We start from the raw sequence: 26,414 nt of genomic DNA, 5'->3' as shown, positions 1-26,414 counted from the left end.
CGATCACGCGTTCACCATCGACAGGCCGAAAAGGAGCGCCACCGCGATCACGAACCCGCGTGTCCCGTCGATCCTGGCCGGCGCGGGCAGCGCCTCGTACGGAGCCCGCCACAGGGGTCTCGGCTCCAGCAGGACGTAGAGCAGCGAGCCGCCGGTGAGAAACATCCAGAACCACGCCCAGCGGCTGGCGTAGCGGGGGTTCGGCCGGGCCAGCATGAGCAGCCAGGCCAGGATCTCCGCCGCCACCGCCACCGGGGCGAACGGCTCCCACCACCGTCCGTAGGCGGGCGAGCCCGCCAGTGCCCTGAAGCCGTCGGTGCGCACGATCTCCACCGAGGGATCGGCGACGGCGCGCACCTGTGCCATGAAAGCCTCCTGGCGGCGTTCCAGGGCCTCGGGGACGAGGCGGGTGGTCTGGGGATCCCAGACGTCGTCCGGCTGGTCGAAACGGGCCTGACTCCAGGAGAGCGGCCCGTGCGACCAGGTCAGCGTGCCGTAGGCGGGCCAGTTGCCGTCGTAGACGATCTTCGTCACCTCGCCCGCCCGCAGGTCCGCCAGGAGTTCGACCGCGGGTCGCAGGGGAGGAGCCTGGTTGATGTGGACGATCACCGTGGAGAGCGCGAGCACGAACAGCAGCGCCACCCGCGCGACGTACGGGATGTCGTCCCGTGCCGGAATCACCACTCGCATCCCCGCCCCCATCGGCCCCCATCAGGCGAGGCCCGCCGCTGCATAGACTAAACGGCGGGTCGGGCTCGCGCGGGTGTACGACTCCCGCCATGCGGCGGGGACGTGCGGGGTTCTCGCCCACGAACCTTGAATATGGACAAAAAGAGCATTTTTCCCCTCAAGTATCAACTTATGAAAAATCCTGATACCGGGGCGATCCCTGGGTAGGCGCACCCCCGGGCCCGCCACGGGCGGCACCCTTCCGGCGGGCCCGTCCCGGGGCCGCCCTCCACCCCCCTCGGGTGGTCCCGGGCCGCGACACAGGACACCGCGGGAGGTGGCCGCGCGGGACGGCTGGGGAGGCGCCACGCGGGACGGTCGGGAGGCACCGTGAAAACGGTCGCGGCGAGTGTCGCGGAAGGCAGTTACGGAGCGTCATAAAAGGCGTGATGGGGACATCGCAGAAGACGTCACGAGAGACAGAGATACCAAGCGGAGACCTTGCGGCTTGATGAGTGTTATTCCAGCGGAATACGGTTGACCGTGTGACTACGCCGCTGCTCCCCGATCCCGAGCCAAGGCGGCGGGACTATGTGATCATTTCAGCCGACGACCACCTGATCGAGCCGCCCGACATGTTCGACGACCGGCTGCCGGAGAAATACGCCGACCTGGCGCCCAAGGTGGTCGAGACCGACTCAGGTCACCAGGTCTGGCGTTACGGCGGGGCCACCTACCCCTGCGCCGGGCTCGACGTGGGCGCCGGCCTGCCCCGCGAGCAGTGGACGCTCGATCCTGTGCGGTTCGAGCACATGCGTCCCGGCTGCCACGACGTCGAGGCCCGGATCGAGGACATGGACCGTGCCGGTGTCTGGGCCGCGCTGTGCTTCCCCGGCATGCTGGCCGGGCAGTCCGGCATGGTCTTCGCCAAGACCCGCGACCAGGAGCTGGGCCTGTCGGTCCTGCGCGCGTGGAACGACTGGCACGTGGAGGTCTGGGCCGGCACCTACCCGGAACGGATCATCGCCCTGCAGCTGCCCTGGCTGACCGACCCCGAGGTGGCCGCCAAGGAGATCCGCGACAACGCCGCGCGCGGTTTCAAGGCGGTGCTCTTTCCCGAGTTCCCCACCCGGCTGCGCCTGCCGTCCATCCACAGCGACCACTGGGACCCGTTCTTCCAGGCGTGCGAGGAGACGGGCACCGTCGTCTGCCTGCACGCCGGTGCCGGTTCCTGGGCTCCGGTCCCCTCTCCGGACACGCCGATCGAGGCGATCACCACCCTGATGCCCGCGAGCGCCATGTTCGCCTGCGCCGACTGGCTCTGGTCGGGCGTCCCGCTGCGCTTCCCCGCGTTGCGGATCCTGATCGTGGAGGGCGGCGTGGGCTGGCTGCCGATGCTGGCCGAACGGGCCGACTACGCGCTCGACCACCCCGTGGCGGGGGAGGCCTCGTGGGAGGGCGGCCTGAAGCCCAGCGAGGTGCTGCGGAGAAACTTCTTCTTCGGCACGCTCAACGACCATGCCCTGTCGGGGGTTCGGCTCGCCGTCGGGCTGGAGCACGTGCTGCTGGAGAGCGGCTACCCGCACTCCGACTCCACCTGGCCCGACACCCAGCAGGCCATCGCGACGAACCTGGGCAGCCTGCCGCCCGCCGACATCGCCCGGGTGGCCTACGGCAACGCCGCCCGCCTGTTCGGCCACCCGCTGCCCTCACGTGCCTGGCTCAGGATGGAACAGATCTGATCCCCTCGCGTCCGATCCCCTCGCGCTCCCAGTCGACGTAGCGCCCGCCCTCGCCGAGCAGGGAGCCCATCAGCCACAGGAAGACGCCGAAGTCGTCGGCCACCCCGACGAGGACCAGGAAGTCGGGGACGAGGTCGATTGGCGAGATGATGTAGAGAACGCCGAGACCCATCATGGCCAGCTTGCCCTTGGTCATGCCGGGATACCGCCCGTTCATGACCGCGCCGATCATCCTGGGGAGGGCGCGGAGACGGGTGCCGAGACCGGGCGAACCCGGCTTCGTCACCTCTCTGTATGCCCGCCACGTCTGCGCCGCGCGCGCCACCTTCGCCATGGAATCCTCCTCGGAACCACGTTCGTCTGGCTGCGTACTACCCCGCCGCCTCACGATATAACGTGTGATTTCCCCCTTGGGTTCCCGGACACCCTTGGCTTCCCGGACACCTTTGGGTTCCCGGACGGCGGACAGGACGGTCAGCGCATCGCCGTGTGCAGGAAGGGCCGTTCCTCCTCGATCTGGGCGGCCACCCGGACGAGCAGGTCCTCCCGCCCCGCGGCGGCGACCAGTTGGACCCCCACCGGCAGGCCGTCCGCCGTGCAGTGCAGCGGCAGGGAGATCGCGGGCTGCCCGGTGGCGTTGACGGGCGAGGTGAACGACACCGCGCGGTTGGTGCGGCCCCGCGAGGTGCTGACGTCGTCGGCGGGCAACCGGCCGAGGCGGAAGGGCGCCACCCCCAGGGAGGGCATGAGCAGCAGGTCGTGCGACTCCCACCAGGCGGCCATCCGCCGCCTGAACCCGTCGATCCAGTCGCGCGAGGTCACGTAGCCGACCGCGTCGAGCTTCCTGCCCGCCGCCCCCAGGATCCGGTTGCGCTCCTCCAGTTCGTCGAACTCGACGGGCCTGCCGCGCCAGCGCCCGATGTCCTCCAGATCGGCGGCCACGTGGGCGGCGACGATCGTGCCGAAGTGCGTGGCGAAGCCGTCCTCGGCGAGCGCGGAGGGTCCTCCCGGCTCGACGTCGTGACCCAGCGCCTCCAGCAACCCGGCCGCCTCGGTGACCGCGGCCACCAGGTCCGGCTCCGAAGGGACGTCCCCGTCCGGGTGCTCGGTGAGGAAACCGATCCGCAGCCGCCCGGGATCCGCCCCGACCTCCTCGGCGAGCGGGCGTCTCCAGGCGGGCGCGCCGTACGGGTCGCCCGGCATCGTCCCGGCGATCACGTCGAGGGTCGCCGCGCTGTCCCGCACCGTACGGCAGAGCAGGCCCGCGGACGAGAAACCGGCCCAGGGCTCGCCCGCGGACGGGCCGGAGCTCACCCTGCCCCTGCCGGGTTTCAACCCGACCAGCCCGCACATGCTCGCCGGGATCCGGATCGACCCGCCGCCGTCGCTCGCCGTGGCGACCGCGACCATGCCCGACGCCACCGCCGCGGCGGACCCGCCGCTCGATCCTCCGCTGCTGTAACGAAGGTCGTACGGATTGCGGGTGGGGCCGAACGCCACCGGCTCGGTGGTGATCGCGGTGCCGAACTCGGAGGTGTTGGTCCGTCCCAGGATCGTGAACCCCGCCTGGCGCAGCCTGGTCACCGCGTACCCCTCGCGCTCGGCGAAGATCCCGTCGAGGGTGCGCGATCCCGCGCGGTACGGCTCCCCGGCCATGCTCCAGCCCAGGTCCTTCAGCAGCGTCGGCACGCCCGCGAAGGGGGCCTCGGGATCGACCTCGCCCACCTCGGCCAGGGCCCGTTCGAACCTGCGGTGGACGACGGCGTTGATCGCGCCGTCGCACGCCTCGATCCGCGCGATCGCCGCCTCGGCGAGCTCCCTCGGGGAGATCTCCCCTTTCCGCACGGCTTGCGCCTGCCCGAGGGCGTCGAGCTTCAACAGGTCGTACAAAGGGTCACTCCTCGACGGGGGCCAGATCTCGTACGGCCTGGGCGATCGGGACCCCGCCCCCGGGAATGGGAGCGAGGATCGGGGTGTCCAGGCCGTTGCGCACATACTCCCGGATCCGGCTCCGGCACGTGGCCGCGTCGCCGTGCACGATGAGATCGTCCACGACCTCGTCGGGGATGGCCTTGAGCGCCGCCTGCCGGTCTCCGGCCGCCCATGCCTCGTGCATCGGCCGCAGCACCTCGCCGCGCCCCAGCCAGTCGTGGAAGGCGGCGTAGACCGGGACGGTCAAATAGCTCGCGAGCATCCAGCGCCCGAGCTCGCGCGCCTTCTCCGCGTCCTCGCCGACGCACACGAACAGCCGGGCGATCAGCTCGGTCTCCGGGCCGACCTCGGCCCGCACCTTCCGCACGTCCTCGGGCGAGAGCCAGTTGGTGATCGCGCCGTCGGCCTCCTCGGCGGCCAGACGCAGCATGCGGGGGCGGAGCGCGGCGAGCACGATCTTCGGCGGAATCTTGGGGGCGCGCTCCAGCTTGAAGCCCTTGACCTCGAACGTCTCGTACCGCTCGCTGATCTTCTCGCCCGCGAGGGCTCCACGCAGGAAGCGCAGGGTGTCTCTGGTCCTGGCGAACGGCTTGACGAACTCCCCGGCGTTCCAGCGTTCCACGATGGCCGGCGAGGAGGCCCCGATGCCCAGGACGAAACGTTCGGGGGCGAGGTCGGCGAGCGTGGCGGCGGACATGGCGAGCAGGCCGGGCCCCCGGGTGGAGACCGGGACGATCGCGCTGCCGAGCCGCATCCCCGGGGCCCACTCCGAGGCCATCGCGAGGGGTACGAAGCCGTCGACACCGTTGACCTCGGCGGACCAGGCGTCGGTGTAGCCGAGTCCGGGAAGCTCGGCGATCAGGTCCTTGGAGGCGGCGAGCGAACGGTCGTAGAAGGGAATCGTCATACCCCAGCGTGGGCCTGTGGTCATCGTGCCGCCTCCGTGTTCTGCGATCGCAGCCGGGAACCCTCCCTCGAAACGATATTCCGAGGGAGAATCCGGCCCGATCCGGGTGCCGTCAATGGCCTCGACCGTACCAACCAGACGGTATGTGACCAAAAGAATGATCCACACCGACCGGCCACTTAACACCCCATCACTTTCCGTATGATGTTAGAAACCTTGGGTGACGAAACATCGGCGGATGAGCCGGCGACGGGGCCTGCTCAGTGTGGCGGCCCTCATGAGCTGCATGACGATTCCCGTGCTGACCTGGACGCACCCCAGTTGGGCGAAAGACGGGACGGGATCGCCCGTCCCGCGAGACACCCCGCATCTCCGGATGTCGCACGCGGCCCTGAGCCCGACCTCCGGCCGATCTCCGCTCCCCGAGCCAGGGCCGTCCTCCTCGCCCCTCCTTCCATCCGGCCTTCCATCCGGCCCTGACCGTCGACCGCAGCCGGAAACCGGGCGCTCGACCGCTCCGCACCCCGCGCTGAAGCCCGAACCGGACTATCCGACCGCGCCACCGCCGAGGCTCGACGTCAGGGAACCCCCCTGGTGGCACTGGTGGCACTGGTGGGAGCCGAAGCCGGATCACCCGGCGGACATACCGGCCAAGCCGAAACCCGAGCCGGAGCCGAAACCAGCGCCCGAGCCGGAGCCCGAACCGAAACCCGAGCCGACGCCAGTGCCCACACCGGAGCCCACACCGGAGCGGCCGACCCCCACCGCGTCCTCTTCACCCATCTCCGAGCCCTCCCCGCCCCCCAGACCTCGGCCTCTCCCCGTTTCCGCCCCCGAGACGGTCGTCACACCGACGCCGAGTCGCACTCCTCGGCCCAGGGCGACGCCCTCCGGTGCACCTCCCCTCCTGCGGCAACGACTGGTGCTCGATCGCTACACCGAGCGGCGCAAGGGGACCGACAGGAAGCTGGTCCTCCTGGTGATGTTCACCGGGGTGATCTCGGTCAGCGCGGTCACCGCGCTCAACCGCAGGGGGCGCGGATAGCCCGGCCGGTGGCCGGACCCGCAGGCGATGCAGCCCACCGTGGGAGATCCACACGGTGTCCCCGACGCTCGCCCTCACGGTGAAGCCCACCGTGGGAGATCCACACGGTACCCCCGACGCCTGCCCGAGGCAGGGACCGCCCTCACGGTGAAGCCCGCGCGGGAGATCCACGCGGTGTCCCCGGCGCCCGCCCGAGGCGGGCCCGCACGTACGTGAAGCCCGCCGGTGAGAGATCCACCGGCGGGCTTCCGCGCCGTCGTCAGCGCCGCATCCGCGCCAGGCCGGATCCGCGCCGAGCAGCGACCGGACCGGACACGTTCGCACCGGGCAACGGCCCACGACCGGACCGGTGACGGGAAAGAAGGGCTACGGCTGCGCGGGGAAGTGGCCGTCGATCTGGTCGTACTGTCGCTGCGCGCTTTCGAACGCGTCGGGGTCGACGGCACCGAGCCCGCTGAACGGGTGGCTGATCAGGATGATGAAGCACACGCCGATGACGACCACGGCCACCCGGACCAGGTCGGCGATGATCGACGAGGCCGTGGGCCGCACCCCGAGGGTCCAGGGCAGCGCGATCACCAGGAGGCCGGAGAGGATCATTGAGATCACGAAGATGCTCTCCAGACTGGCACTCGCGTCGTCACCCCGTATCACGCGGGCGTGGGAGACCTCGGAGATCCGGTCGAGCGTGTCCTGCTGGAGGTTCTTGCTCTCGTCGCCGATCGGGCGGAGCCTGAGCACCGTGGCCCGCATGTCCGCGAGGGTCTGCCCGGGGATCGGGGACATCTCGCTGTCGGCCATGAGCGGCCAGTCGAGGGCGATGCTCTGCGCGGTGTACTGCCGGATCTGGGAGCGGACGGGGGCCGCCTCGGGGATGGGCGCCACCGACCAGTACATCTCGGTGAGGCTCTCGGCCTCGGCCTGGACGTCGGCCTCCGACACCGAGAGCGCGTCCCGGCACAGGACCGCGGCGTAGGCCAGCACCAGCAGGTAGACGGCGAGGGCGAGGTTGGCGGAGAAGTCGACGGACGACGCGCCGTGCTCGCCGTCGTCGTACCCCTTTCTCCTGAGGACCCTGAACGCGATCAGCGCGATCGCGACGGACACCACCACCAGCACGGCTACCCAGCCCATGAGACTCCCTTGAAGCGGTCATCGAATAAGCTACTCAGAGTAATCAGATCGATACCGTTGTTCATGGAGTTCCATGGAGTTCCTTTGGGGTTCAGCGCGGTTTCGTGAAGTCCCAGGGGGCCTCAGGGAGTTTCGTGGGATTCATTCGCGAAGTTCGTGAACCCCCGCGATGAAGTCACGGGCGACCCCGCGCAGTCCGGGCAGGTGCGAGAGCCCCACCAGGCGGTCCACCAGCGGGACGGTGAGCTCGATGAGCCGGTGTGTCCGTCGGCACCCCTCCGACTCGTCGTGCACCCAGAACAGGACGACGCCCATCGACATCAGCCAGAGCAGCTCGGGAAGCTCGGCCCGCAGCTCGCTGTCCATCCGGTCGGAGGACCCTTCCACGACCCGCCGATAGATCGCGATCGACGCGTCCCGGGAGGGTGAGGACTCGGCGCTGAACGGGTTGAGCGGGTTGTTCGGCTCGGCCGCGTGCTTGAAGAACTTCACCGCGAACTCGTGGTACGGCTCGGACACCCGTACCCACTCCCGCAACACCCCAGCCAGCCGCGCGGCGAACCGGTGCTCGGTGGCCAGTAGTTTCTCGCACGCGGCCTCGTGCTCGGCCTGGGCCCGGTCGTAGTACGCCTGGACCAGGATCTCCTTGGAGGCGAAGTAGTAGTAGGCGTTGCCCACCGAGACCCCGGCCTCGGCGGCGATGGCCCGCATGGTGGTCGCCTCGTATCCACGTTCGCGAAAAAGCCGCAGGGCCGTCTCCACGATGACCTCACGGGTCCTGTCCGATCCACGGGTTCTCGGAGTCGGCTCGGTCATAGGGCGCTCGTCACCTATCGATTGGAGCTGGGAGAACGTGCTCATCCGGTCTTTCTCCACTGGACGAACCCTAGATCATCCGTCCCGCACCGCCGGGGATGAGCCCAGGGAACGACCTTAAGCGCGCCACATTGCCCCCGCCACTCATATCCGTGATTGCTCCGTCACTCTCGCCGTCGCGCCACCCCGTCCCCGTCCGGCGCGCTCCCCGCCAAGGACGCGATAGTGGCGCCATGCACGACAAATACGGATATGTCACTTATCGCCGAAAACGCCGTCTCAGCAGGTCATCGAGCTGCCCGATCATTCCCACTACCGGGCAAAAATCACTCTTCGTGAGGGATCATCCGGGTTCGGGGGTGGGATTGATCCTTTTGGCGGAAGGGCTCCCGCGACAAGGGATACATAAATGGGGACATGTCCCTGTAAGCAGCGGGCTGCCCGGTTCACCACCGGAGCACTGCTCGCTCTGCAGCTGTCTTTCATCGCATCGGCCCCGCACCACAGCGCGACCGCGGAGAGCGGGAACGCGTCGGCCGACGCGGCGATCGTGAGCCGGCCCGTCGCGGCCGGCCCGGCGGAGGTACGCCGGTCCACGATCATCGGAGTGTACGACATCGCCACCCTGGAAACCTCCCGGCGCTACCTTCGGGAACTGTGTCATTCGATCGCCGTTCAGCACGGCCGGGAGCCCACGGCCCCCCTCTGGCCCGAGGAGGCCACTCCCGCGGACGCACCGCCCCGGCCCTCCGGAACCACCGCACGAACACGCACCGCCGCCCTGACAGGCGCGGTCGGGAGACAGACGCCCCCCCGAACCGAGGAAGCCACCCTCCGGAGCGGAGGAAAGGCCGCGGTGGAGGCCGAAGAAAACGCGCGGGCACCGGTCGCGGCCGCTTCTGAGGAGCAGGTCTCCGCCGTCCTCGAAAAGCCGTCCGAGGCGAGGCCCGCCCAGCGGCAACAGGCGCAAAAGGCCCAGCAGCCCATACGGCTCCAGCAGACGGACGCCAAGCGGCTCCTGCGAGAAGCTGGCCTGACCTGGTTCTCCTCGGGTAAGTGCGCGAACCGCAACGGACCGCACTGCACCTCGCTGGAGGCCGTACGATCCGCGACCGTCTCCAGCGCCATCGAGCTGAAGCGCCACAGCGGTTGCCCCCTCGTCGTCACCGGTGGCACCGAGGTGGGCCACGCCCCCGGCCCCTACAGCCACTACGAGGGCTACAAGCTCGACATAAAGCCCAACGCATGCATCAACCGCTACATCACGAAGAACTACCCACTACAGGGCGTGCGAGGTGACGGAGCCCGCCTGTACGGCCAGTCGGCGACCTCGGGGCCCCTCTTCGCCCGCGAGGCGGACCACTGGGACATTCTCTTCCGCTGATGGAGGTCACCGGGTCAGCTGATCGGGCAGACTCGGTGCCCGGTAGCCGCCGGTGAGTGAGCACCTTCATCCGCTGGACCGATGTTCGAGTCCCGAGGTCAGTGGCCTTGATCACTGATGGGATGTCTGACCGGAATTCCACTCGACCGGGCCGTTCAACCAGGCTGTCACCGGTATCCGTCCCGGAGCCGGGGTTCCACCGGGTCTGCGCTCCCGTCGGCCGGGCCACCGCCGCTCCTGACCCGCGCCGGCCCGGCTGATCCCGCCGGTCCTCGATCCGCGACCGTACGGATCCCACCGATCCCGCGGCCACGCGGATTCCGCCGGCCCGCAGGATCACCGACGACTCACCGCCGCGCGGGATCCCGTCGCCCGAGGTCCGAGCCTTCAGGACCGCGAAGGCCGTGCGGCGGCGTGACGTCGCAGGACGTCACGCCGCCGTACGGCCAGGGAGAAACTACGCGAACTCGGCCGCGACCAACTCGGCGATCTCCGCCGCGTTCAGGGCGGCGCCCTTGCGGAGGTTGTCGCCGCAGACGAACAGGTCGAGCGTGTTGGGGAAGTCGAGCGCCTGGCGGATCCTGCCCACGTAGGTCGGGTCGGTGCCGACGACCTCCGCGGGGGTCGGGAAGACGCCGTTGGCCGGGTCGTCCATGACGACCACGGTCGGGGCGGCCTCAAGGATCCGGTGGGCGTCGGCGACGGTGATCTCACGCTCGAACGTCGCGTGCACGGCGAGCGAGTGGGTGGTGATCACCGGGACGCGGACGCAGGTCGCGGAGACCTTCAGGTCGTCGATCCCGAGGATCTTCCGTGACTCGTTGCGGAGCTTGATCTCCTCGGAGGCCCAGCCGCCGTCCTTGAGCGAACCCGCCCACGGCACGACGTTGAACGCCACCGGCGCCGGGAACGGCGACTCCTCGTCCCCGAGCCTGTTCTGCAGCGCCTTGCGCACGTCACCGGCGGTCTGCCCGATCGTCCGGTCACCCGCGAGGGCCTCGACCTCGTCGTAGAGGCGGGCCGAACCCGCCACGCCCGCGCCGGAGACCGCCTGGTAGGAGGCGACCACCAGCGCCCGCAGGCCGTACTCCTCGTGGAGGGCGCCCATCGCGGCCATCATCGACAGGGTCGTGCAGTTGGGGGTGGAGATGATCCCCAGCGGCCGCTCCCGCGCGGCCTCGGGGTTGACCTCCGGCACGACCAGCGGGACCTCGGGGTTCATCCGGAAGGTGCCCGACTTGTCGATGACGACGGCCCCGCGCTCGGCGGCGATCGGCACCCAGGTCGCGGAGACCTCGTCCGGCACGTCGAAGATCGCGATGTCGACACCGTCGAACACCTCGGGGGCCAGCTCCTGGACGACGAGGTCCTCGTCACGGACCCGCAGGACCTTGCCGGCCGAGCGGGCGGACGCGACGAGCTTGATCTCGCCGTAGACGTCCTCGCGGCCGGAGATGATGTCACGCATGACGGTGCCGACGGCACCGGTCGCCCCGATCAGGGCGAGAGTGGGCTTGCGGCTCATCGCCCGCTACCTCCGTAGATCACGGCTTCAACCTGGTCCACATCGAGATCGAACGCGCGGTGCGCGGCGCTGACAGCCGTGTCCACCTCGTCCTGCCCGACGATCACCGAGATACGGATCTCCGAGGTGGAGATCATCTCGATGTTCACCCCCGCGTCGGCGAGGGCCGCGAAGAACGTCGCGGTGACGCCGGGATGCGAGCGCATGCCCGCCCCGATCAGCGAGATCTTGCCGATCTGGTCGTCGAAGAGCAGCGACTCGAAGCCGATGCGCTCCTGGATCTTCTTCAGCGCGGTGAGCGCGGCCGAGGCGTCACTCGTGGGCAGCGTGAAGGAGATGTCCGTCCGGCCGGTCGTCGCCGCCGACACGTTCTGCACGATCATGTCGATGTTGATCTCGGCGTCGGCGAGCGTTTTGAAGATCGTCGCAGCCTCACCGACCTTGTCGGGCACCCCGACAACCGTGATCTTGGCCTCGCTCCGGTCGTGCGCGACGCCGGAGATGATCGGCTGCTCCATCTCTGTTCCTTCGCTGTCGGGGTCGGAGACGACCCACGTGCCTTCCTTGGTGCTGAACGAACTTCTGACGTGGATCGGCAGGCTGAATCGGCGAGCGTACTCGACACAGCGCAGGTGCAGGATCTTCGCACCGCACGCCGCCATCTCCATCATCTCGTCGTAGGAGATCTTGGGGATCTTGCGGGCGGCGGAGACGATGCGGGGGTCGGCGGTGAAGACACCGTCCACGTCGGTGTAGATCTCGCACACGTCGGCGTTCAGAGCGGCGGCGAGCGCGACCGCCGTGGTGTCGGAACCGCCCCTGCCGAGCGTGGTGATGTCCTTGGTGTCCTGCGAGACGCCCTGGAAACCGGCCACGATCGCGATCTGGCCGTTGTCGAGCGCCTCGCGGATCCGGCCGGGCGTCACGTCGATGATGCGCGCGCGACCGTGCGAGGAGTCGGTGATCACCCCGGCCTGGGACCCGGTGAACGAGCGCGCCTCCTGACCCAGGTTGGCGATCGCCATCGCCAGCAGCGCCATCGAGATGCGCTCACCCGAGGTGAGCAACATGTCGAGCTCGCGGCCCGGCGGAAGCGGCGAGACCTGCTGGGCGAGGTCGAGCAGCTCGTCCGTCGTGTCGCCCATCGCCGAAACGATCACCACGACGTCGTTGCCGGCTTTTTTCGTCGCGACGATCCGCTGCGCGACCCGCTTGATGCAGGACGCGTCGGCGACGGACGAACCACCATACTTCTGAACAACGAGCGCCACGAGATGTCTCCGAAGCAATCTAGGGCTGTGGAGCTCACAGTCTACTGGCGCCCTCGCTGAGACCCTCGGGTCAACCCAGCATGTGGACGATCACACCGTTGTGCGCTCCTCCGCGACATCGAGCCGCGTGTGGGCGACAAGCGCCTGAAGTGCTCGCATCGCCGCTCCTGCGTGGTTGCCCCAGGTGTTGAAATAGGAGTACTGCCACCACCAGAGCGCCTCAAGAGGACGCCCCGCCCTGTGATGCCGCAACCCGTGCAGGAGGTCGGCGGCCACCGCCGTCAGGTCGTCCGACAGGCGGTACGGGGTGACCACGGTGTCCTTGTAGGGGTCGAAGACCTCGGCGTAGTCGTCCACCGGCTTCAGCCTCTCGGCGAGGGCGGTACGGACGACGTCGACGTCCGGGTCCTCACCCAGGTGCGGCTCCCAGTTGCCCGACAGGATCACGTCCTGGCTCGCGCCGAGCTGCGCGCCGGCCGAGCTGACCTGCGCGACCTCCACCAGCAGCAGCGGCAGGATGGCGTCGCCGCCCTCTCCGCCCGCCAGACGGGTCAGTCCGTCGATGTAGTTCTTCGCGTGCTCCGCGATCCGTTCCGCGAGAGCGCTCCACGCATCGTCAGACATCAAGGAGCCTTCTTCCTTCGAACGCGCGGCCCAAGGTGACCTCGTCCGCGTACTCAAGGTCACCGCCTACCGGCAGACCGCTGGCCAGTCGTGTCACTTTCAATCCCATCGGCTTGACCAGACGGGCGAGATAGGTCGCCGTCGCCTCCCCCTCAAGGTTGGGGTCGGTGGCGAGGATCAGCTCGGTGACCTGGCCGTCCGCCAGGCGGGCCATGAGCTCTCTGATGTTCAGGTCGTCGGGGCCGACGCCGTCGATCGGGCTGATCGCCCCGCCGAGCACGTGGTAGCGACCCCGGAACTCGCGGGTCTTCTCGATGGCCACGACGTCCTTCGACTCCTCGACGACGCAGATCACGTGAAGATCGCGCCTGGTGTCGCGGCAGATCCGGCACTCCTCCTCCGCGGCCACGTTGCCGCAGACCCGGCAGAAGCGGACCCTCTCCTTGACCTCGAGCAGGGCGTGGGCGAGCCGCTTCACGTCGGCCGGCTCCGCGGCCAGCAGGTGGAACGCGATGCGCTGCGCGCTCTTGGGACCGACCCCTGGAAGCATGCCCAGCTCGTCGATCAGATTCTGGACGACCCCTTCGTACATGCCTAGAACCCGGGAAGCTGGCCGAGCCCGCCCCCGCCGCCCAGCCCCTGGGCGAGGGGACCGAGCTTCTCCTGCTGCAGGTCGGCGGCGGCGCGCACGGCGTCCCGAATGGCCGCGATGACCAGGTCGGCGATGGTGTCGGCCGTCTCCTGGGGATCGCCGGGATCCACGGCCTCAGGACTGATCTTGAGTTCGAGCAGCTCGCCCCCGCCGTTGACCGTGGCCACGACAAGTCCGCCGCCCGCGGAGCCCTCGACTTCCGCGTCGTTCAGCTCCTGCTGGGCGCTCACAAGCTGCTGCTGCATGAGCTGTGCCTGCTCCAGCAGCTGCTGCAGGTTGACATCCCCTGGGTTCACCGTCGTTGTGCTCCTCGTCCGTGACATCGGTCGTCACGAGCCTACGGGGTCCGGGCCGGGTGTTGTGTACTCGACTGAGCACGCGTTCCCCCTGGATGGGGATTAAACCCCCCGTCGGGCCTCGGTCCCCCCTCCAGACGCCCGAGACCCGACGCGACACGCGCCGGAGCGGCCGCACACGGCGTCGTGTGCTCGGAAGGTAACCCTCCGAAGGTTGCACACACGTTGCGGTCGTTCACTCACTCTTCGCACACCCTCTTTGGCCGAACGGGTTGCGAGCGCAGGCCCGACCGCCGATGCTTCGGCCATCGGCTCTATTCCGGGGGGATATGTGCGCGACGGCCACCGTGGAGCCGTCCAGACGGCCGACCTCGCCTCCTACTCGTCACGGCTGCGACGTCTGCACGAGACCTTGATCAGGGGCGAGCGGCCGACGGGCGAGGGACCCAGAAGCGTGATCTCCGCCTCATGGCGGCGATCGCTGGACGCCGGTGTCGACCCCGACACCGGGTCGGCCCCCATCGCCTTCGAGGGCGAGGACATCCACGAGGTCCGCTCGGCGCACCCGATGAGCGGGCTTCTGCCGGTCATCACCGGGACCCTTCTGGAGGCCGTCGACGCGGACGACCAGATCCTGCTCGTCACCGACGCCCTCGGCAGGGTGCTCTGGCGCGACGGCAACCGCCGGACGATGGACAGCGCCGACGAGGTGGGACTGGCCGACGGCTTCGACTGGAGCGAGGGCGCGATCGGGACCAACGGCCTGGGCACCGCGCTCGCCACCCGGAGGCCCCTGCACGTCTTCTCCGCCGAGCACCTGGTCAGGGCGCTCCACTTCTGGTCGTGCTCCGCCGCGCCGATCGTCGACCCCGACAGCGGCGACCTGCTGGGCTGCGTCGACGTCAGCGGCACGACTCGCGTCATGCACCCGGCGAGCGTCGCCCTCGTCGAGGCCGCGGCGCGACTGGCCGAGAACCACCTCACCCTGCGCATGCTCGAACGCGACGAGCGGCTCAGACGCCGTCACGAGCGGCACCTGAGCACGCTGCGCGGCGAACCGGGCGCCCTGGTCACCGCGACCGGGCGGATCATCGCCGGTGACGACGCGCGCCAGTGGGGTGCCCGCGTACGCCTGCCGGAGACGGGCGACCGGGTGATCCTGCCCGACGGACGGAGCGCCTTCCTGGAGGGACTCGGCGGCGACGGCTTCCTGCTCCGCCTCTCCGGCCCGGCCAGGGGCCCCGTGCTCACCCTGTCCTTCCTCGGCGCGGAACACCCCACGGCGCACCTCGAAGGGGCCCGCCTGTCACTCTCCCTGCGCCACGCCGAGATCCTCACGATGCTCGCCCTCAACCCCCGGGGCATGACCGCCGCCCAGCTCTCCTTCCATCTGTACGGCGACGCGGGCAACCCGGTGACCGTCCGCGCCGAGATCCACCGGCTCCGCGCCCAGCTCGGCCGTACGATCGCCGCCAAGCCGTACCGCCTCACCTGCGTGGTGGAGGCCGACTTCCTGGAGCTCAAGCGGCTGCTCGCGGCCGACGAGGCCGCCCCGGTCGCCCGCGCCTACCGCGGCCCCCTGCTGCCCCGCTCCGAGGCACCCGCCCTGCGCCTCGAACGGGAGGAGCTGGAGGGGCAGGTACGAGCCCGCCTGCTGCGGCGGGGAGGCCCCGAGGACCTGTGGGCCTACGCGGAGACCGAGCACGGCAGGAACGACATCCAGATTCTCGAACGCCTCGTCGTCGCGCTGCCCCGCCACGACCACCGCGCGGTGGCCGCCCGGATCCGTCTCGGCGGCGTCGGCCTGCCCTGAGCCCGCCGTGTCCGGTGATCCGATTCGCCCCGGAACCCGCCGGCACGGCCGATCTCGCTCCGCACAGGGTCCGGTTCCGCACAGGGTCCGGGGACGTGATCCCGCTTCGCCGAGGGGTCGGGAGACTGACTCGCTTCCCGGCCTGAGGGCCGGAGCACCGCGGAGCGCCATGGAGCACCGCGGACGACTTCGGTGGCGACAGCGGCCGGGCAGCGGATTGGCAGCGGACCGGCAGGGCATCGCCGGTGACGCCCCGTGCGACGGGATCCCTTCCGGTGGTGCCGGTTCCGTGGTGCCGGCGCCGTCAGGTGTGGTCGATCTCGCCGATCACCTGGCCCCCCAGCTCGCGCTGGAGGAGGGCCATGCCGCTGAGCGCGTCGACGTCGGCGTCCGCGTCGTTGAGCGGGTCGACCTCGTCGGCGTCGGGTGCGGTGCCGCGATCGCCTCGGGGAGGCACCGCGTCAGGCCAGGCCGCCGCCTTGGCGCCGGTCTTGGCCCTTGGGCCGGCCTGAGCCGCCGCCTTCGCCGCGGAACGGGCCGCGGCCAGACCGGGGCTCGACATGGAGCTGGGCGGGGGAGGTGAGCCGGGGTCCTCCGGCATGGGGGCGTCCGGCCAGGACTCGTCCGTCGCGGATGGGGCCTGTCCTGACGGAGCCTCTCGCGAGACCGCCGACGACGGCCCGGAGGCGGGCGCCTGGCGTGCGGGCGCCTGCTGTGACCGTGCTGCCTGGCTCTGGGCGGCCTGGCTCTGGGAGGTCTGGTCGGCCTGGGGTGCGGGGTGCTGGGGGGCCGGTGGGTGCCTCGGGGCCGGAGGGCGGCTCCCGCCGGAGGGAGGGGGCCCGTTGCCGACGACGGCCTCGACCTTCCACGTTCCGCCCAGCACCTCCTGCAGCACCGCCGCGACGACCGCGTCCTTGCCGCCACCGGTGAAGTTCTTCATCGCACCGACCTGGGCGAACCCGAGGGTGACGATCTTCCCTTCGACCCCGACGACCTGGGCGTTGGTGTTGACGTTGGCCCACACGACGATGCTGCGCCGCTTGAGCGCCGCGAGCACCTGCGGCCAGGCCTGCTGTACCGCTCCGGTTCCGGCTCCCGCCTCCGAGACGGACGCCGTCGCCTGGCCGGCCGGCACGAAGGCGCCCGCGGCCTCGGGAGCCTGCTGGACGGGCGCCTGAGGCTGTCCCTGCCGCCCCTGTCCCTGGCCCGGCGCGCCGGGCCTGGCCGCCGCGGGCCAGTCGTCGCCCTGTCCGGCGGACCCGGCGGCGGCGGGCGCGCCGGCGGGTGTCGCCGTCCGCGAAGGGGGCGCCGGGTTGACCGCCGGTGCGGGATCTCGCTGCGGGAGGGCGACCGGAGCGGGAGCCGGGACGGCTCCTCCCTTCTCCAGCCGCTCCAGGCGGGTGAGCAGCGCGGCCTCACCCTGGGCCGCGCCGGGAAGGAGGATTCTCGCGCACATGAGTTCGAGCAACAGTCGTGGCGAGGCCGCCCCGCGCATCTCGATCAGGCCCGCGTTGAGGATCTCCGCCGCGCGGGTCAGCTCCGCCGGCCCCATGGAGGCCGCCTGGACCTGGAGCCGTTCCAGCTCGTCGCCTGGCCGGTCGAGCAGCCCGCTGGTGGCCGCCTCCGGCACATTCGCGAGGATCACCAGGTCCCGGAAGCGCTCCAGCAGGTCCATCGCGAACCGCCGGGGGTCGTGGCCGCCCTCGATCACCCGGTTCACCACCTGGAACACCTGCGCGCCGTCACGACCGGCGAAGGCCGCGACCACGTCGTCGAGCAGGTCGCCGTCGGTGTAGCCGAGGAGGGAGACCGCGCGGGCGTACGTGATGCCCGCCTCGTCCGACCCGGCGAACAGCTGGTCGAGGATCGAGAGCGAGTCTCGGGCCGAGCCCGCACCGGCCCGCACCACCAGCGGGAGCGCGGCGGGCTCGAACGGCACCTTCTCCGAGGTGAGGATCTCCTCCATGAGCGCGCGCAGCGCGGCCGGCGGGATCAGCCGGAACGGGTAGTGGTGGGTCCGGGATTTGATCGTCCCGATGACCTTCTCCGGCTCGGTGGTCGCGAAGACGAACTTCAGGTGCGGGGGAGGCTCCTCGACGAGCTTGAGCAGCGCGTTGAAACCCTCGCGGGTCACCATGTGCGCCTCGTCGATGATGTAGATCTTGAAGCGCGAGGACACCGGCGCGAAGAAGGCCCGCTCGCGCAGGTCGCGGGCGTCGTCCACACCACCGTGCGAGGCGGCGTCGATCTCGATGACATCGAGGTGGCCGGGGCCGGTGGGCGCCAGCGCCACGCAGGACTCGCACTCCCCGCACGGGTCGGGGGTCGGGCCCTTCTCACAGTTCAGGGAGCGGGCCAGGATGCGCGCGCTGGACGTCTTGCCGCATCCCCTGGGCCCGCTGAACAGGTAGGCGTGGTTGATGCGCCCGCTGCGCAGTGCCTGACGCAACGGGTCGGTGACGTGCTCCTGACCCTTGACCTCGGCGAAGGTCCCGGGCCGGTACTTGCGGTACAGCGCAAGACTCATGCGACGATCCCACCTGCGAGGGGTCTCAACGAAGAGACCCCTCGCACACCCGCCAGAGCCCGCTTATCCTTGCTGCCTTCCGGCCCTGGGGAGGTTCACAGGATGACGCCGCGCGAGGGGTCGACCCTCAGTCTAGCCTCAGATCCGAGTGGTCGGTGTCGGAAAACAGTGGTCCGCGCCACTCGGAAAGTTCGGTAAGCTTCTCCACGGAGGATTCGCCTAGTTGGCCTAGGGCGCACGCTTGGAAAGCGTGTTGGGGGCAACCCCTCAGGAGTTCGAATCTCCTATCCTCCGCCACCCCGTAAGGGCCGGACCGCATCCGCGGTCCGGCCCTTACGGCTTTCCCTTCCGGATTTGCTCCGATAAATGGGCATGTAACGCAATAAGCCATCACCTCCCCCTGCACCTACCGGCATGTTGGGACACTCCCAGGGCAGGGGAAGCGCCCCAAGCGGATCGAAGGGACATCGGGCGATGGATTTCAAGGATGACGCCCAGCTGGACAGCTCTCAGGTCGAGAGCCGTGGCGGCGGGGGGAGGATCCCCGGGGGTGGTATCGCGATCGGCGGCGGCGCGGCGGGAATCATCGCGCTCATCGTGGCCCTGATCTTCGGGATAAACCCCGGTGACATCACCGGCGGCTCCTCCCAACCGGCCCCGGTGGGCACGGGCTCCGACCTCACCGCCCAGTGCAGGACCGGGCAGGACGCCGACCAGAACGAGGAGTGCCGGGTGGTCGGCGTGGTCAACAGCATCCAGGACTACTGGCCGAAGGCGGTCCAGGGGTACGAGCCGGCCAAGACCGTCATGTTCTCCGGCCAGGTCGACACGGCCTGCGGCGCCGCCGACTCCTCCGTCGGCCCGTTCTACTGCCCGGCCGACCGCCAGGTCTACCTGGACCTCAGCTTCTTCAAGGAACTGGAGAGCAAGTTCGGCGCCAAGGGCGGCCCCTTCGCCCAGGCGTACGTCATCGGTCACGAGTACGGTCACCACGTCCAGAACCTCCTCGGCACCAACGCCAAGGCCCAGCAGGGCCCGCAGCAGGGTCCGGAGAGCGGCTCGGTCCGGCTGGAGTTGCAGGCCGACTGCTACTCGGGCGCCTGGGCCAAGAACGCGTACGAGACCGGCCTGTTCGAGAAGCCGTTCACGAAGACGGACATCGAGGAGGCGCTCAGCGCGGCCTCGGCCGTGGGTGACGACAGCATCCAGGAGCGGACCCAGGGGCGGATCAACCCCGAGGGCTTCACCCACGGGACATCAGCGCAGCGTGTCAAGTGGTTCACCACCGGTTACGAGAGCGGCGACCCGGCCAGATGCGACACCTTCGCCGGCAGCATCTAAAAAAGGCCTGTGAGCTGCGACGATGGGAACCCGCCCGGCGGAGGGCGGGATTCTCTCCTAAACTACGTACTGTGATCTTCAAGTTGGTCGGCGACGGACGGCCCTATCCAGAACACGGCCTCTCGCATCGCGAGTGGGCGCAGATACCGCCGCGGCAGGTCCGGCTCGACACCCTGATCACCACGAAAGCGGTGCTCGACCTCCACTCCCTGCTCGCCAAGGACTCCACGTTCTACGGCGATCTGTTCCCGCACGTGGTCCAGTGGCGCGGCGACCTCTATCTGGAGGACGGCCTGCACCGGGCGCTGCGTTCCGCCCTGCACCAGCGCTCGGTCCTGCACGCCCGGGTCCTGGACCTGCCCACCGAGAGCTGACGGGACATACGAAAAGCCCCCGGGGCGCTCACGCGCCCCGGGGGCTTTTTCTGTGGCGGTGGAGGTGGGATTTGAACCCACGGATAGGTTGCCCCATCACACGCTTTCGAGGCGTGCGCCCTCGGCCACTAGGCGACTCCACCGCGGAGCAGCTTACCGGATAACCGCTATTGCTCGCGCATCCGGCGAGCGGTGAAGAACTCGGTGAGAACCGCCGCGCATTCGTCGGCCAGAATTCCGCCGAGCACCTCCGGCCGGTGGTTCAGGCGGCGGTCCCTGAGCACGTCCCAGAGCGACCCCGCGGCGCCGCCCTTGGGGTCCGCGGCGCCGTAGACGACCCGATCGACCCGGGCGAGCACGGCGGCCCCCGCGCACATGGTGCAGGGTTCCAGGGTGACCACCAGCGTGCAGCCGCTCAGCCGCCACTGGCCGCGGGCCTTCGCCGCCTGCCGCAGGGCGAGCATCTCGGCGTGCGCGGTGGGGTCGACGGAGAACTCCCTGTCGTTTCCCGCGCGTGCCAGCACGGAGCCGTCAGGGCCGAGGACGACCGCGCCGACCGGCACGTCTCCGCGGGCTCCGGCCTCGGTCGCCTCCGCCAGCGCGAGCCTCATCTCCGGGACGTAGCCCACCGGTGTCAGGCCGGTCATCACACGTCCCCCGGCGCCGAATCGGCGCGTACGCCCGTCGGCGCCCGACCGGTCGTCGCACGCCCGCGCCGGGCCGGTGTCCCCGAAGCCGTGCCCGTGAGGCGCGGATCCGCAGCGGTCACAGCGCGCCCGTCGGCACCGGGCCGGGCACGGCGCCCCGTCACCGCAGCCGGTCGAGCTCGTCGCCGAACGCCAGCCGTTCGGCGATCACCGAGAGCGTGTCCGCGGGCAGCGCGCCCTCCTCCATGCTGAGCTCGACGAGCTCCTCGGAGCTCAGCCCGAGGTCTTCCAGCAGCTCGAAGTCACCCGCGGGCCGCACGCCCAGGTCGGGGGTGTCCTTGTCCACCGCCACCCCGGCGAGCTCGGTGAAGAGCTCTCCCAGGTCGTCGGAGAGACCCGCGTGAGCGTCGGACAGGAAGGTGCGCGGCTCCAGGTCGCCCTGGTATCGAACGATCGCGAACCACTCGTCCTCCACCTCCACGCACAGCAGGGCGAGCTCGTCACCGGTGAGTCCCAGGTGCTCCTGGACGGCGTCGCCGAGATCGTCGACGATCTCCGCCTCGCCGAGGTCGATCTCCGCACCGTTCCAACCGTCCGCCGTACGGACGAAGGCGGCGGAGAACACACTGCTGGATGGTCTGGAGGGCATGGCCGATCTCCCGAGGTCAGCCGAACACAGAGTCGATGGCGCGTTCGAACGGCTCGGAGAACCCCAGCCGCGCGGCGATGCTCGACAGGACGTCCTCGGGGAGGAGGTCGATATCCCCTGACAGGATGCCGAGCTCCATCTCGTCGAGGCCCAGGTCCGCGAAGATGGAGAGGTCTCCCGCGGGGAGCGCCGTCTCCTCGTCCTGGAGGATCGCGTCGAGCTCGTCCTCGTCGGGAACCGGCACGTCCAGGTATTCCAGCGCCTGCTGCGCGAGCGGGAAGTCCCAGGACGCGGCGATGTCGGAGAGGAAAACCTCGACTCTCTCACCGAACACCCGTAGCGCCACGAAGAACTCATCCCCAACGGCGACAAGGCCAATCGTGCCGTTCGTGCTCGGCTGCTGGCGCAGGGCGTGGATGAGGCCCTCAAGGTCGGAGGTGAGCGCCACCGGGAGCATCTCCGCCTCCCAGCGATCGTCCTCGCGGTAGATCACGATGGCAAAGTCCAGTGAGTCTTCGTCTGACATGGCCATCCCCACCGAATGCTTTCTCTACGGAGGTCAATGCTTTCAGAAGCGAAGCACCGACGTGGGCCTCTCCGACCAAATTGTGATCAAATCCGAAGTGAGCGGACGATGTCCGACGAGTGGCCCGTCGTCCCCCGGCTCATCGCCGCCCGCCGGTCCAGGATACCTTTGACCACCATGGAAACCCTGGTCGTCGACCATCCCCTGGTGGCTCACAAGCTGACCGCGCTGCGGGATGTGAACACCGACTCTCCCACCTTCCGGCGTCTCGCCGACGAACTGGTGACCCTGCTGGCCTACGAGGCGACCAGGCAGGTCCGCGTCACCGAGTGGTCGGTGGAAACCCCCGTGGCCCCCGCCGAAGGTGTGCGGCTCGCGCACCCGTACCCGCTGGTGGTGCCGATCCTGCGCGCGGGGCTGGGCATGCTGGAGGGGATGACCCGGTTGCTGCCGACGGCCGAGGTGGGCTTCCTCGGGATGATCCGCAACGAGTCCACGCTGGAGGCGGAGACCTACGCCACCCGCCTGCCCGACGACCTCTCGGGCCGTCAGGTCTACGTGGTCGACCCGATGCTGGCCACCGGTGGCACCCTCGCCGCCGCGATCAAGTTCCTCTTCGACCGGGGCGCCGACGACGTGACCGCGCTGTGCCTGCTCGCCGCGCCCGAGGGAATCGCTCATCTCGACGAGGTCTTCGCCGGCACCGGCAGGCCGATTCGCCTGGTGACGGCGGCTCTGGACGAGCGGCTGAACGAGCACGGCTATATCGTGCCCGGCCTGGGCGACGCGGGAGACCGTCTCTACGGCGTCGTCTGAGACCCCCGCCACTCCCCGTACGGCGCCCGCCGGAACGCTCCGGGAACCGACCCGGCAATTCCAGCACCATCCTTTTCCCTTGAAGGATGGTTCTTCTACTCACCGGCCGTTACATAATGCGGTTGTCCGGGTACGAAGCGTGGCGAAGATATCTCTTCTGTGTCCCCGGTCCGCCGAGGCCGCGGGCGCACACCAGGGAGAACCATGAGCGAGCGAATCATCCCGGACACCGAGCCGGACCCGTACGCGGACTTCAGTGCCGCGCTCAGGGACGAGTTCTCGGAGATCCATCCGGCGGCCACGGTGACCCGCTGCATAGAGGCGGCCCACTACGGAGCGCTGGAGGTCGTCGGTCACGCCCATCCGGCGCTGGTCGAACGGATCGCCCGCAAGCACCTTGAGGTCCTCGCGCTGGTCGCGAGTGAGCGCGGGTGACGCGGGCGACAGGGGATGGCGGGTGCGTCGGACGGTAGGTGCTCCGCGAGGACCTTCGAGGGGTTTCTCGCGACGCTTACAAGACCGCATCGATCGATATCGGCCGATGCGCTTTACCTCGGCATGGCCCTGGGTAATGTATATGCGGGTGCAGTGGGTGAGCGGTAGTAGGAGGCCAAGGTGCAGGTCAAGAAGGTCCTAACGTACGGTTCCATTGGATTTGTGGCGTTTTACCTGTTCACACGACCAGGTGACGCGGCCAGTGCGGTGAAGGGTGCCATGGACACGGTTTACACGGCGGCCGATTCTCTGGCCCAATTCGTCTCACATCTGTCATGAGGCTCGTGACCCACGGGGATTCCGCCCCCTCGTCGGTCAACCGCTACTTACTCCCCCACGAACACCAGGTCATCATGGTGCGGCGCCACCCGGCCGTGCTGCTTCGCGCGGTCGCCGAGGTCTTCGGCGGCCTGATCCTCGCGGGACTGCTGAGCAAGTGGTTCGGTGACCAGGGCGGGGGCGGCGTGCTCGTCGTCGTCTGGTGGGCCTGGCTGCTGCTGCTGATCCGCTTCGTCTGGAAGGTCGCCGAGTGGTCCGTCGACTACTTCGTCGTCACCTCCAAGCGGATGCTGCTCACCACCGGGCTGATCACCCGCAAGGTCGACATGATGCCGCTCGGCAAGGTCACCGACATGAGTTTCCAGCGCTCGATTCTCGGCCGAATGCTGGGATACGGCGAGTTCGTCCTGGAATCGGCCGGTCAGGACCAGGCGCTGTCGAGAGTCAACTACATCCCCTACCCGGAGACCCTCTATCTGGAGGTCTGCCAGATGCTCTTCCCCGGGGGGAACGACTCGGACGACTGACGTCCATGTCAAGGGCGCAGGAGCCGTTGACACTTTCCGGTGAGGATTTTTCACTCGGGGTTACCTGATTCGGCAGCTTCATGCAATCATGGCGAGGAACATTGACCATCCTTCGCCCTGAGAGATCAGATGCCGAGTCAGGGAACCATCGGTGACCGCGTCCGCGGACTTCGCCTGAGCAGGCGCATGTCCCAGGCCCAGCTCGCAGGGCCGGACCTTTCCGACAGTTATGTCTCCCTCATCGAGTCCGGCAAGCGGACGCCGACCCCCGTGGTCGCCCGTCTGCTCGCCGAGCGACTGGGATGCACCACCGAGTTCCTGCTGCACGGGATCGAGCCGCGGCAACGCATCGACACCGAACTCGGCCTGCGCCACGCGGAGCTGGAGCTCCTCCACGGCGACCCATCCGTCGCGGCTGACCGCTTCGGCGAGATCGTGAAGGTCGCCGGCGAGGAGAACGTCATGCTGGCCGCGCACGCGCGGTTCGGCCGCGCACGCGCGCTGGAGGTCCAGGGCGAGATCGGCCCGGCGGTGAAGGCGTTCGAGCGGCTCCGGCACGAGGCGGCCGCCCACCCCGAGCGTCTGGCCGACCTGCCGCTGGCGGTCGCGCTGAGCCGCTGCTACTTCCTCGCCGGAGACATCCTTCGCGCCCGCGACCTCGCCGTCCACGCGCTCGGCGAGGTCAACCGGCTGCCCCTGTCGCAGGGAGAGATCGCCGTCGAGCTGGCCGTCTCCCTGATGGAGATCACCGGCACTCGAGGGGCCGACTCGCCGGGCATGTCCTACGTTCGGAACATCCTCTCGGTCAACGGTGTCCCCGCCGCGGTCAACCGCACCGCGGAGATCCACGCCCTCTGGCGGGCGAGCGTCACCGCCGCCGACGGTGAGGACTCGGCGCTCGCCGTCCGTCTCGCCGACGACGCGATCGCGACCGGACGCCCGGCGCGGATGGCCTCGCAGCTCGCCCTCGTCGCGATGGGCTGGGCGCGTCTCGCCGCCTCCACCGGTGACGAGCCGCTCGACGAGGCCCGCGAGCTCGCGACCGCCGCGAGTGCGGTCTTCGCCGTATTCCCCGAGCACGCCCAGGAACACGCCAGGAGCCTTGTCGTACGCGCCCACGTCCAGCTGGGGGTCGACGACGCCCAGGGTGCGGTCAGCCTGGCCAGAACCGCTCTCGACATGCTGGACGGCCAGGCGGGTCCCATCGGGGCGACCGCGCAGCTGGTTCTCGCCCGCGCCGCGCTCTCCCGGGGTCACGACGTCGAGGCCACGATGGCCCTGGACACCGCGAAGCTGTCGCTGAGCGACGTCCGGCACGAGTTCTCCTTCACCGGCCGGGAGGCCGCCCGGGTCTGGCGTGACCTCGGAGACCTGTACGGTCAGGCCGGTGTGGTCGAAGAGCAGACCGGTGCGTATCGTAAGGCTCTTGAGGCTGCCGGAGTGCGCGATGCGATGGTGGGCGTGACGGTCGATTCGGCGCTGGTCCGTTAAGACGTTCCCGCTCCTGGAGTTCCAGATTTGTTTTTGCGCCTCCGGAATAACTAGGGTCTACCAGTCATTGATTCGTAGGATGATTGGTTTCTCCGGAGGAGGCGGACGGTGAGTCTGCGTACGGCGCAGCGAGCATCCCTCGTCGACCAAGTGATCGATCAACTCAAGGAGCAGATCACTTCTAACTCCTGGCAGATGCACGCGAAGATTCCTACCGAGACCGTGCTCGCCGAGCAACTGGGGGTCGGGCGCAACACCGTGCGTGAGGCGGTGCGCGCCCTCACCCACGCCGGCCTGCTGGAGTGCCGCCAGGGCGACGGGACGTACGTCCGTGCCACCAGCGAGCTCTCCGGGGCCATGCTGCGGCGGCTGCGCACCGCCGAGCAGCTCGAAATCCTGGAGGTGCGACGCGCGCTGGAGGTGGAGGCCGCCAGACTGGCCGCCACCAGGCGCACCGACGCCGACATCGCCGCTATCGAGGCGGCGCTGGCCGAGCGGGAGCGAGCCTGGGAGCTGGGAGAGCCCGACGCGTTCGTCGAGGCCGACCTCGCCTTCCACATGGCGGTCGTCCGAGCCACCCACAACCTGGTGCTGATCGATCTCTACGAGGATTTCTCGGCGGCGCTGCGTGCCAGCATCACTGCCGCGGGAACCTCGCTGAACAGCACCCTGAACAGCACGTACATCCCGCACGAGGCGATCGCCCGCGCCATCGCCGTCGGTGACGCCGCCGCCGCCGAGCGCGCGGGCCACGCGTGCATGGAGCACATCCTGATCGCCCTGACGGAGGAGCAGGAGCTCCCTCTCTGACCCCCGTCTCTTCCTCTCATGTCGCGGGCTCCCTCACCAGATGGTGAGGGAGCCCGCGACATGTGTGCGCCCGGCCGGGGAGAGGGGACCCGCGAGGCGGGGGCGGTGTGGGTTGTCGGGCG

26 protein-coding genes, 2 tRNA genes and 1 other RNA gene are annotated in these 26,414 nt (G+C 69.4%); 12 read left to right on the top strand and 17 right to left on the bottom strand.

The features are described 5' to 3' along the window. Positions 1 to 3: 3 nt before the first annotated feature. Positions 4 to 690, bottom strand: coding sequence for a hypothetical protein (locus tag AB0B90_RS16450; protein ID WP_350941770.1), 687 nt, complete (start codon positions 688 to 690; stop codon positions 4 to 6). A 524-nt stretch (positions 691 to 1,214) separates the two neighbouring features. Here AB0B90_RS16450 and AB0B90_RS16445 point away from each other — a divergent pair. Next, on the top strand, positions 1,215 to 2,411 hold the full coding sequence (locus AB0B90_RS16445) for an amidohydrolase family protein (protein ID WP_350941772.1): 1,197 nt from the start codon (positions 1,215 to 1,217) through the stop codon (positions 2,409 to 2,411). Here the strand turns inward: AB0B90_RS16445 and AB0B90_RS16440 are convergent. The 3 genes from AB0B90_RS16440 to AB0B90_RS16430 all read right to left on the bottom strand — a co-directional run bounded on the left by AB0B90_RS16440 (position 2,392) and on the right by AB0B90_RS16430 (position 5,274). After that, positions 2,392 to 2,745: a YkvA family protein gene (locus tag AB0B90_RS16440; protein ID WP_362923171.1), complete on the bottom strand. Its 354-nt coding sequence runs from the start codon at positions 2,743 to 2,745 to the stop codon at positions 2,392 to 2,394. The genes AB0B90_RS16445 and AB0B90_RS16440 overlap by 20 nt on opposite strands. A gap of 140 nt (positions 2,746 to 2,885) precedes the next feature. Then, positions 2,886 to 4,301 (bottom strand): amidase, encoded by a 1,416-nt coding sequence (locus AB0B90_RS16435; RefSeq protein WP_362923169.1) that lies wholly within the window; start codon positions 4,299 to 4,301, stop codon positions 2,886 to 2,888. A 4-nt stretch (positions 4,302 to 4,305) separates the two neighbouring features. Next, the gene (locus AB0B90_RS16430) at positions 4,306 to 5,274 is read right to left on the bottom strand and encodes an LLM class F420-dependent oxidoreductase (protein ID WP_350941777.1); all 969 of its coding nucleotides are present in this window, start codon (positions 5,272 to 5,274) and stop codon (positions 4,306 to 4,308) included. Positions 5,275 to 6,172: 898 nt separating this feature from the next. On the opposite strand from AB0B90_RS16430, the gene AB0B90_RS16425 reads away from it, so the two are divergent. Next, the gene (locus tag AB0B90_RS16425) at positions 6,173 to 6,295 is read left to right on the top strand and encodes a hypothetical protein (protein WP_350941779.1); all 123 of its coding nucleotides are present in this window, start codon (positions 6,173 to 6,175) and stop codon (positions 6,293 to 6,295) included. Positions 6,296 to 6,661: 366 nt separating this feature from the next. Here AB0B90_RS16425 and AB0B90_RS16420 read toward each other — a convergent pair whose 3' ends face one another. Then, positions 6,662 to 7,429, bottom strand: coding sequence for a hypothetical protein (locus tag AB0B90_RS16420; protein ID WP_350941780.1), 768 nt, complete (start codon positions 7,427 to 7,429; stop codon positions 6,662 to 6,664). Between the two features lie 141 nt (positions 7,430 to 7,570). Then, positions 7,571 to 8,245 (bottom strand): TetR family transcriptional regulator, encoded by a 675-nt coding sequence (locus AB0B90_RS16415; RefSeq protein ID WP_350941782.1) that lies wholly within the window; start codon positions 8,243 to 8,245, stop codon positions 7,571 to 7,573. A gap of 856 nt (positions 8,246 to 9,101) precedes the next feature. On the opposite strand from AB0B90_RS16415, the gene AB0B90_RS16410 reads away from it, so the two are divergent. Beyond that, positions 9,102 to 9,629: a hypothetical protein gene (locus AB0B90_RS16410; RefSeq protein WP_350941784.1), complete on the top strand. Its 528-nt coding sequence runs from the start codon at positions 9,102 to 9,104 to the stop codon at positions 9,627 to 9,629. A 457-nt stretch (positions 9,630 to 10,086) separates the two neighbouring features. Here the strand turns inward: AB0B90_RS16410 and AB0B90_RS16405 are convergent, their stop codons facing one another. From AB0B90_RS16405 to AB0B90_RS16385, 5 genes are all read right to left on the bottom strand, one after another. Continuing rightward, on the bottom strand, positions 10,087 to 11,154 hold the full coding sequence (locus AB0B90_RS16405; protein WP_350941785.1) for an aspartate-semialdehyde dehydrogenase: 1,068 nt from the start codon (positions 11,152 to 11,154) through the stop codon (positions 10,087 to 10,089). After that, on the bottom strand, positions 11,151 to 12,425 hold the full coding sequence (locus AB0B90_RS16400; protein WP_350941786.1) for an aspartate kinase: 1,275 nt from the start codon (positions 12,423 to 12,425) through the stop codon (positions 11,151 to 11,153). The genes AB0B90_RS16405 and AB0B90_RS16400 overlap by 4 nt, the downstream gene beginning before the upstream one ends. Before the next feature lie 90 nt (positions 12,426 to 12,515). Next, a complete protein-coding gene (locus AB0B90_RS16395) occupies positions 12,516 to 13,049 on the bottom strand; it encodes a DUF5063 domain-containing protein (protein ID WP_350941788.1) in 534 nt (177 codons plus the stop codon). Then, complete coding sequence (gene recR, locus AB0B90_RS16390) at positions 13,042 to 13,641, bottom strand: recombination mediator RecR (RefSeq protein WP_350941789.1); 600 nt, start codon at positions 13,639 to 13,641, stop codon at positions 13,042 to 13,044. The genes AB0B90_RS16395 and recR overlap by 8 nt, the downstream gene beginning before the upstream one ends. 2 nt (positions 13,642 to 13,643) lie before the next feature. Beyond that, on the bottom strand, positions 13,644 to 13,997 hold the full coding sequence (locus AB0B90_RS16385; protein ID WP_329087916.1) for a YbaB/EbfC family nucleoid-associated protein: 354 nt from the start codon (positions 13,995 to 13,997) through the stop codon (positions 13,644 to 13,646). A 331-nt stretch (positions 13,998 to 14,328) separates the two neighbouring features. Here AB0B90_RS16385 and AB0B90_RS16380 point away from each other — a divergent pair, with 331 nt between their 5' ends. After that, complete coding sequence (locus AB0B90_RS16380) at positions 14,329 to 15,810, top strand: GAF domain-containing protein (RefSeq protein WP_350941791.1); 1,482 nt, start codon at positions 14,329 to 14,331, stop codon at positions 15,808 to 15,810. A 304-nt stretch (positions 15,811 to 16,114) separates the two neighbouring features. Here AB0B90_RS16380 and AB0B90_RS16375 read toward each other — a convergent pair whose 3' ends face one another. Both AB0B90_RS16375 and ffs read right to left on the bottom strand, forming a co-directional pair. Continuing rightward, positions 16,115 to 18,337, bottom strand: a complete 2,223-nt coding sequence (locus AB0B90_RS16375) for a DNA polymerase III subunit gamma and tau (RefSeq protein ID WP_362923166.1) — start codon at positions 18,335 to 18,337, stop codon at positions 16,115 to 16,117. A 29-nt stretch (positions 18,338 to 18,366) separates the two neighbouring features. Further along, an RNA gene (ffs, locus tag AB0B90_RS16370) (signal recognition particle sRNA small type) lies at positions 18,367 to 18,462 on the bottom strand. Positions 18,463 to 18,545: 83 nt separating this feature from the next. Here ffs and AB0B90_RS16365 point away from each other — a divergent pair. The 3 genes from AB0B90_RS16365 to AB0B90_RS16355 all read left to right on the top strand — a co-directional run bounded on the left by AB0B90_RS16365 (position 18,546) and on the right by AB0B90_RS16355 (position 20,052). Beyond that, positions 18,546 to 18,634, top strand: a tRNA-Ser gene (locus AB0B90_RS16365). 177 nt (positions 18,635 to 18,811) lie between these two features. Continuing rightward, positions 18,812 to 19,678, top strand: a complete 867-nt coding sequence (locus tag AB0B90_RS16360) for a neutral zinc metallopeptidase (RefSeq protein ID WP_350941794.1) — start codon at positions 18,812 to 18,814, stop codon at positions 19,676 to 19,678. Positions 19,679 to 19,749: 71 nt separating this feature from the next. Beyond that, positions 19,750 to 20,052 carry a type II toxin-antitoxin system VapB family antitoxin gene (locus AB0B90_RS16355; RefSeq protein ID WP_350941795.1) on the top strand — a complete coding sequence of 101 codons (303 nt, stop codon included), beginning with the start codon at positions 19,750 to 19,752 and terminating at the stop codon, positions 20,050 to 20,052. Between the two features lie 53 nt (positions 20,053 to 20,105). Here AB0B90_RS16355 and AB0B90_RS16350 read toward each other — a convergent pair. From AB0B90_RS16350 to AB0B90_RS16335, 4 genes are all read right to left on the bottom strand, one after another. Beyond that, positions 20,106 to 20,195 (bottom strand) — tRNA-Ser (locus tag AB0B90_RS16350). A gap of 24 nt (positions 20,196 to 20,219) precedes the next feature. After that, a complete protein-coding gene (gene tadA, locus AB0B90_RS16345; protein ID WP_350941796.1) occupies positions 20,220 to 20,699 on the bottom strand; it encodes a tRNA adenosine(34) deaminase TadA in 480 nt (159 codons plus the stop codon). Between the two features lie 160 nt (positions 20,700 to 20,859). Then, complete coding sequence (locus AB0B90_RS16340; protein ID WP_350941798.1) at positions 20,860 to 21,348, bottom strand: tRNA adenosine deaminase-associated protein; 489 nt, start codon at positions 21,346 to 21,348, stop codon at positions 20,860 to 20,862. Positions 21,349 to 21,364: 16 nt separating this feature from the next. Further along, entirely contained in the window at positions 21,365 to 21,874 is a 510-nt protein-coding gene (locus tag AB0B90_RS16335) for a tRNA adenosine deaminase-associated protein (protein WP_362517691.1), read from the bottom strand. A gap of 177 nt (positions 21,875 to 22,051) precedes the next feature. Here AB0B90_RS16335 and upp point away from each other — a divergent pair, with 177 nt between their 5' ends. From upp to AB0B90_RS16310, 5 genes are all read left to right on the top strand, one after another. After that, positions 22,052 to 22,690 carry a uracil phosphoribosyltransferase gene (gene upp, locus AB0B90_RS16330; RefSeq protein WP_350943520.1) on the top strand — a complete coding sequence of 213 codons (639 nt, stop codon included), beginning with the start codon at positions 22,052 to 22,054 and terminating at the stop codon, positions 22,688 to 22,690. A 204-nt stretch (positions 22,691 to 22,894) separates the two neighbouring features. Continuing rightward, on the top strand, positions 22,895 to 23,125 hold the full coding sequence (locus tag AB0B90_RS16325; protein WP_350941801.1) for a hypothetical protein: 231 nt from the start codon (positions 22,895 to 22,897) through the stop codon (positions 23,123 to 23,125). 335 nt (positions 23,126 to 23,460) lie between these two features. Next, positions 23,461 to 23,991: a PH domain-containing protein gene (locus tag AB0B90_RS16320; protein ID WP_344742919.1), complete on the top strand. Its 531-nt coding sequence runs from the start codon at positions 23,461 to 23,463 to the stop codon at positions 23,989 to 23,991. A 129-nt stretch (positions 23,992 to 24,120) separates the two neighbouring features. Then, the gene (locus tag AB0B90_RS16315; RefSeq protein ID WP_350941802.1) at positions 24,121 to 25,482 is read left to right on the top strand and encodes a helix-turn-helix transcriptional regulator; all 1,362 of its coding nucleotides are present in this window, start codon (positions 24,121 to 24,123) and stop codon (positions 25,480 to 25,482) included. 108 nt (positions 25,483 to 25,590) lie between these two features. Beyond that, on the top strand, positions 25,591 to 26,292 hold the full coding sequence (locus AB0B90_RS16310) for an FCD domain-containing protein (RefSeq protein ID WP_350941803.1): 702 nt from the start codon (positions 25,591 to 25,593) through the stop codon (positions 26,290 to 26,292). Positions 26,293 to 26,414: the final 122 nt, after the last annotated feature.

The sequence above is a fragment of the Streptosporangium sp. NPDC049078 genome, assembly GCF_040648855.1.
GTDB lineage: Bacteria > Actinomycetota > Actinomycetes > Streptosporangiales > Streptosporangiaceae > Streptosporangium.
The sequence above is the reverse complement of the archived record's forward strand: the minus strand, read 5'-3'. Positions and strand labels throughout refer to the sequence as shown.